This window comes from Streptomyces ureilyticus (assembly GCF_011045025.1).
Classification (GTDB): Bacteria; Actinomycetota; Actinomycetes; order Streptomycetales; family Streptomycetaceae; genus Streptomyces; species Streptomyces ureilyticus.
In genome coordinates this window covers 47685-53985 of record NZ_JAAKZX010000044.1, presented here as the reverse complement: position 1 = coordinate 53985, position 6301 = coordinate 47685, and the positions used below count along the sequence as shown (strand labels likewise).

At 69.9% G+C, this 6301-nt stretch carries 6 protein-coding genes; 4 read left to right on the top strand and 2 right to left on the bottom strand.

Annotated elements, in window-relative coordinates; all coding sequences use genetic code 11:
• Positions 1-270 precede the first annotated feature (270 nt).
• A complete protein-coding gene (locus G6048_RS16585; protein ID WP_165340306.1) occupies positions 271-951 on the top strand; it encodes a class I SAM-dependent methyltransferase in 681 nt (226 codons plus the stop codon).
• 34 nt (positions 952-985) lie between these two features.
• On the opposite strand, the gene G6048_RS16580 is transcribed toward G6048_RS16585, so the two are convergent.
• Positions 986-1330 carry a fic family toxin-antitoxin system, toxin component gene (locus G6048_RS16580; protein WP_165340309.1) on the bottom strand — a complete coding sequence of 115 codons (345 nt, stop codon included), beginning with the start codon at positions 1328-1330 and terminating at the stop codon, positions 986-988.
• A gap of 37 nt (positions 1331-1367) precedes the next feature.
• Complete coding sequence (locus G6048_RS16575; RefSeq protein ID WP_165340305.1) at positions 1368-1595, bottom strand: antitoxin; 228 nt, start codon at positions 1593-1595, stop codon at positions 1368-1370.
• 194 nt (positions 1596-1789) lie between these two features.
• Here G6048_RS16575 and G6048_RS16570 point away from each other — a divergent pair, with 194 nt between their 5' ends.
• Genes G6048_RS16570 through G6048_RS16560 form a run of 3 tightly spaced genes read left to right on the top strand, consistent with a single transcriptional unit; the run spans position 1790 to position 6295 of the window.
• Entirely contained in the window at positions 1790-2728 is a 939-nt protein-coding gene (locus tag G6048_RS16570; RefSeq protein WP_235989950.1) for an ABC transporter ATP-binding protein, read from the top strand.
• Between the two features lie 11 nt (positions 2729-2739).
• On the top strand, positions 2740-5367 hold the full coding sequence (locus G6048_RS16565) for an FtsX-like permease family protein (RefSeq protein WP_165340304.1): 2628 nt from the start codon (positions 2740-2742) through the stop codon (positions 5365-5367).
• Between the two features lie 46 nt (positions 5368-5413).
• Positions 5414-6295, top strand: a complete 882-nt coding sequence (locus G6048_RS16560; RefSeq protein WP_165340303.1) for an LLM class F420-dependent oxidoreductase — start codon at positions 5414-5416, stop codon at positions 6293-6295.
• Positions 6296-6301: the final 6 nt, after the last annotated feature.

Sequence of the window (6301 nt, the reverse complement as noted above, 5' to 3'; positions counted from 1 at the left end):
GACTCGTCCAGTCCGCGGATTCCAGCTTCGCGCGGGCCGTGCGCAGGAGCGCGGGCGGCTGCGGCCCGCCGACTTCCGTGCTGCCGCGCCGAGTTGGCTCGCCCGGCCGCTGGGCGGGACGTGGGATGCGGAGGCGTTCGCTGTGGAGCAGGGGGCGGAGTAGGCGCGGGCCGGGTCGGCACGGGGCACCGCATCGCGACTCACCGAGGGGTCAGAGGACGCATGCGGGGGGACAATCGCCGTAGCGCAAGTCGCCCAGGGGAGGTCTCCATGCGACCACGCGGTTCCCGGACCAGCAGGGCCGGCCGGATGGCCCCGGCTCCCGTACACCACCCGGTGTTCGCCCGCTTCTACGCCAAAGTCAGCGTCGCCTCCGAGCCCGCCATCGGCCCGCACCGCGATGAACTGCTCGCCGGGCTCGCCGGCCGGGTCATCGAGATCGGCGCCGGCAACGGACTGAACTTCGCCCACTATCCGAGCACCGTCTCGGAGGTCGTCGCCATCGAACCGGAGCGCAGGCTGCGGCAGTTGGCGGTGACCGCGGCCCTGCGCTCCGAGGTACCCGTCGACGTGGTGCCGGGCGTCGCGGAGGGGCTGCCGGTCAAGAGCGAGGCGTTCGACGCGGCGGTTCTGTCGCTGGTGCTGTGCAGCGTACGAGACGTGCCGCGGGCTCTGGCTGAGGTCCGCCGCGTCCTGCGTCCCGGCGGTGAGCTGCGGTTCTTCGAGCACGGCAAGGGTGGTGGCGCGGCGATGGGGGTTACCCAGCGCGCCCTGGACCGCACCGTGTGGCCGCTGCTGTTCGGCGGCTGCCACGTGGGGCGGGACGTTCTCGGGGCGCTGCGGGACGCCGGGTACGAACTGGGGCCGTATCGGCGGGTGCTGGTGCCGGAGAAGGGGGTGCGGATGCCGACCTCTTATTGCGTGCTCGGCACGGCGCGCTCCGCTGGGTGACGCAGCCCCTGAAAGGAGGGCCTGCGGCCTCCTTTCAGGGCTCGAGGCTCCACCGGCGCAGCTCGTCCGTGATGTCCTGCACCGTTGCCTCGCCTGTCTTGATCAGGCGGGCCAAGTCGCGGACCTGCTCGGGTGAGGTGACTACCTTCAGGCCGCTGGCGACCAGGTAGGCGTATGCCGCGGCCGTGGCGAACATCGCGTTGGAGCGTTCCAGCGCTGGGATGTGCAGCAGGAGCTGGAGCAGTGCGGCGGCGCGGGCGTGCGGGGTGTCGTAGACGGGGACGCCGAAGATCTCCGCCTCGTGCCTGCTGACCGCGGCGACGAGGGCTCCCCAGTCGGTGACCTGGGGATCTCCGGGAGTCTTCTGTTCGGCGACCATAAGGAGCCAGGCAAGGTCGACGTGGACGTTCAAGGGTTCAGCGACGGCCTTCTCGCTCCGGGCCGAACTCCTCGGCGAACACGGACTCGTACTGCTTCATGAAGTCGGCGGCGGCCTCCACGAAGGTGTGGCCCACTTCCCCGGTGTCCTGTCTGACCAGCTCTTCGATATAGCGGTTGACGCTCATGCCGCGAGACAGGGCTCGCTCGCGTGCGGCCCGGGCGGTGCCCTCGTCCACGCGCACGTTCAGTTGGGTCTTCGCCATACTTTGAAGCTAGCGCCTGGGTGCTAGCAGAGGCAAGGGGGCACCCAGCAGGAATCCACTAAGGGTGCCCCTTACACCGAAATCAGGGGCACCGACCTGCGCAGGAGACCGGCTCGGACTTCGGGTGGATACCGAGTGTGCGCGGGATCACACTAGGCTCGCCCGCGGACACCGAACCCACCTAGGAGGCGGCCTTGTCCACTGCAGCTGCGGAGCACGCCCTCGGGCGCACGGACGCCGAGGAGATCGCGGCCCGCGCCCGTGGTCTCACCAAGGCATACGGCACGGGCGAGACGACCGTGCTCGCCCTCGACTCGGTCGACGTCGATATCGCGCGCGGTCGTTTCACGGCGGTCATGGGTCCGTCGGGCTCGGGGAAGTCCACGCTGATGCACTGTCTGGCGGGGCTCGACTCCGTGTCGGCCGGACAGGTGTGGCTGGGCGACACCGAGATCACCGGGCTGAGGGAGCGCGAGCTGACACGGCTGCGCCGGGACCGGATCGGCTTCATGTTCCAGTCGTTCAACCTGATCCCGACGCTGAACGCGATCGAGAACATCACGCTGCCCATGGACATCGCGGGCAAGAAGCCCGACGAGAAGTGGCTGAACCAGGTCATCGACACGCTCGGTCTGCGCGACCGGCTGAAGCACCGGCCCGCGCAGCTCTCCGGCGGGCAGCAGCAGCGCGTCGCCTGTGCCCGCGCGCTGGCCTCACGCCCCGAGCTGATCTTCGCCGACGAGCCGACCGGCAACCTCGACTCACGGGCCGGGCTTGAAGTGCTCGGCTTTCTGCGGGGCGCCGTCGACGAGCTGGGCCAGACCGTCGTCATGGTCACGCACGATCCGGGCGCCGCGGCCCACTCCGACCTGGTGCTCTTCCTCGGGGACGGCCGGATCGTGGACGAGATGGCGCGCCCTTCGGCGGAGGCGGTGCTGGAACGGATGAAGCGCTTCGACACCATCCGCGGCACATTCGAGGACGGCCCCGCCCCCGACCAGGGCGTCGCACCCGGCCCGGGCGTCGCCCCCGGCCAGGGCAGCGCACCCGATCACGGCGTCGCGCTCGACAAGGGCATCGCCCGCGACCAAGGCACCGCTTCCGACCAGGGCATCGCCCGCGACCAGGACTGAGGCAGACCGTCGTGCTGAAGGCGACACTGAGGAGTTTCCTCGCGCACAAGGGGCGGCTGCTGCTCTCGGCGCTGGCCGTCCTGCTGTCCGTGGCGTTCGTCGCGGGCAGCCTGATCTTCTCGGACACGGTCACCCGTACCTTCGACCGGCTCTTCGCGTCCACGTCGGCCGACGTGACCGTGCTGCCGCGCGAAGAGCTGAACTCCCAGCTGCCCTCCGGGGCCGTCCAGACCGTGGACGCGAGCATTGAGGACCGTATCGCCCGGGTCGACGGCGTCGCCGACACGCATCTGGACGTCTCCGTCGAGGGCGTCACCGTCGTCGACAGCGAGAACGAGTCCGTGGGCCCGACCACCGGCGCGCCCACCATCGCCACCGGCTGGTACGTCACCGATCGCAGCCCCGTGGAACTGACCTCCGGCCATGAACCGCGCGGGCCCGGCGAGGCGCTGATCGACGCGGACACGGCCGACAACAAGGACGTAGGCATCGGTGACACGCTCACCGTGATCGCACAGCCTGGTTCGTTCAAGGTGAAGATCGTCGGCATCGCGACCTTCACCACCACCAACCCCGGTGCGGCACTCGTCTTCCTCGACATCCCGACCGCGCAGACCAAGCTGCTGGGCAAGGAGGGCCTCGCCACCAGCATCGCGGTGACCGCGGAGGAGGGCGTGAGCGACGCCGCTCTCAAGCAGCGCGTCTCTCGCGAGGTCGGCACCGAGACCTATGAGGTGGAGACCGCCGACGAGCAGGCCGAGTCCGCCGCCGCCGAACTGGGCGGATTCCTCGACGTGATCAAGTACGTGATGCTCGGCTTCGCCGGAATCGCGGTACTGGTCGGCGTGTTCCTGATCGTCAACACCTTCTCCATGCTGATCGCCCAACGCACCCGCGAACTGGGCCTGTTGCGCGCCCTCGGCGCCGACCGGCGGCAGGTGCGCCGGTCCGTGCTCCTGGAAGCGGCCCTGCTGGGCCTGGTGGGCTCCACGCTCGGCCTGGCCACCGGGATCGGGCTCGCGTTCGCGCTGATCGAGCTCATGAGCCTGCTCGGCATGAACCTGAAGTCCACCGAGATGGTCATCGGCTGGGCGACCCCCGTCTCGGCGTACGTCGTCGGCGTCGGCGTCACCTTCGTCGCCGCTTATCTTCCGGCGCGACGGGCCGCCGGGGTGTCGCCGATGGCCGCGCTCGCGGACGCCGAAATCGCCGGTGTGGGGCGGCCGTTGCGGGTACGGGCCATCGTGGGGACGGTCGTCGGAGCACTCGGCTCCGCCGCGCTCGTCGGGTGTGTGACCGCGACGGAGACGGGATCCGCCGCTTCCCTGCTGGGACTCGGCGTCGTCCTGACCCTCATCGCGACCGTCATTGCGGGCCCGCTCCTCGTCCGCCCGTTCATCCGGGTCCTCGGCGTGCTCCTCAAACTCATCGCGCCCCTGCTCCTCGTCTTCCCGTTCGTCCGCGTCCTCGTCGGGGACTTCTCCGCCCGGTTCCGCTCCATCGGGCGGATGAGCCAGCGCAACGCGCTGCGCAATCCGCGTCGTACGGGTGCCACCGCGGCGGCGCTGATGGTCGGCCTCGCCCTGGTCGGCGGGATGTCCGTGGCCAGCGAGTCCATGACCAAGTCCTTCGACCAGCAGATCGACGAGACGCTGGGCGCCGACTTCGTGGTGCAGAACAGCAACTTCCAGCCGTTCCCGCAGGAGATCACCGAGAAGGTGGGCGACACGGACGGCGTCGGAATCGTCGTACGTCAGCGGTTCGCAGCCATCGCGGCACGGCTGCCCGACGGCGACCGCGTCGAGACGGGCGCGGCAGGCTACGGCGACCAGCTCGACGAGGTCGCCAACATCACGTATGCGCGGGGCGACACGGCGGCGGCGCTGGCGCCCGGGAACATGGCCATGGACGTCGACTACGCCAAGGATCACGACGTACGCATGGGCAGTGTCATCCCTATCGAGTTCCAGGCCGGCCGGCAGACCGAACTGCGGGTGGCCGCGCTCACCGACCAGGAGGGCGGCGAGGGCTTCGGCGCGCAGGGAGCGATGTACTTCGGACTCGCGACGCTGGAGCGGTACGTGCCCGGCGGTCAGGACTCGACGCTGTACGTGAACGCCGCCTCGGGCACCTCCGCCGACACGCTCCGCGAGCGCCTGGATCAGACGCTCGACCCGTATCCGCAGGTGGAGGTGCGCGACCAGGCCGACTACAAGGAGCTGATCCGCGGCCAGATCGCCGTACTGCTCTATCTCGTCTACGCGCTGCTGGGCCTGGCGATCATCATCGCGGTGCTCGGTGTGGTCAACACCCTTGCCCTGTCGGTCGTGGAGCGCACCCGCGAGATCGGGCTGCTGCGTGCGATCGGCCTCGCCAGGCGGCAGTTGCGGCGGATGATCCGGCTGGAGTCGGTGGTGATCGCCGTGTTCGGCGCGGTGCTCGGGCTGGCGCTGGGGCTTGTCTGGGGCGTGTGCGTGCAGCAGGTCCTGGCGCTCCAGGGCATGACGGCGCTGGCGATCCCGTGGTTCACCATCGTCGCGGTCGTGGTGGGTTCGGCGGTGGTGGGCATCGTGGCGGCGCTGCTGCCCGCGTTGCGTGCCTCGCGGATGAACGTTCTGGCGGCCATCGCGCACGAGTGATGTACTCGGCTGGGGTACTCAAGTCCCTTGAGGGTGAGGAGAGTTCATGCCGCTTCCGTTCCGGTTCGGTGTCAATCTGATGCAGCCCGCGACCGCCGAGGAGTGGCGCGCGAAGTGCCGGCGGGCCGAGGAGCTCGGGTACGACGTGATCCTGGTCCCCGACCACCTCGGTATGCCCGCCCCGTTCCCGTCCCTGGTCGCGGCGGCGGAGGCGACCGAGCGGCCCCGGCTCGGGACCTTCGTACTCAACGCCGGCTTCTGGAATCCGGCGCTGCTCGCCCGCGAGGTCGCCACCACGGACGCGCTGACGGGCGGCCGCCTCGAACTCGGCCTCGGCACTGGTTACGTGGCGGCCGAGCACGAGAGCGCGGGCATTCTGTGGGGTTCTCCGCGCGAGCGCGTGGACCATCTGGCGCGTACGGTCGAGGAGTTGGACCGGCTGCTCGGCTCCGAAGAGCACCAGCCGCAGACCGTGCAGAAACCCCGTGTGCCCCTGCTGATCGGAGGCAACGGCGACCGGATGCTGAAGCTCACCGCCGAGCACGCGGACATCGCGGCGTTCACAGGCGCCCGGTCGATGCCGGACGGCATGCTCGCGGCGATCACCGCCGAGGAACTCGGCGAACGGGTAGCCCTGTACCAGGAGCTGGCCGCCGACCGGAAGGAACCGGCCGAGCTCAATCTGCTCATCCAGATCGTCGCCATCACCGAGGACCGGAGCGCCGCCGTCCAGGAGTGGCTGCCCCACGTCCCGTACCTCACCGAGCAGCAGGTCCTGGCCCTGCCGATCGCGCTCCTCGGCACACTGGACGAGATCGTCGACCAGGTGCGTGCGCAGCGCGAGCGGTACGGGTTCTCGTATCTCACGGTGCTGGAGCCCAACATGGAGGTGTTCGGACCGGTCATCGAGGCGCTGCGCGGCGAGTGAGTGTCC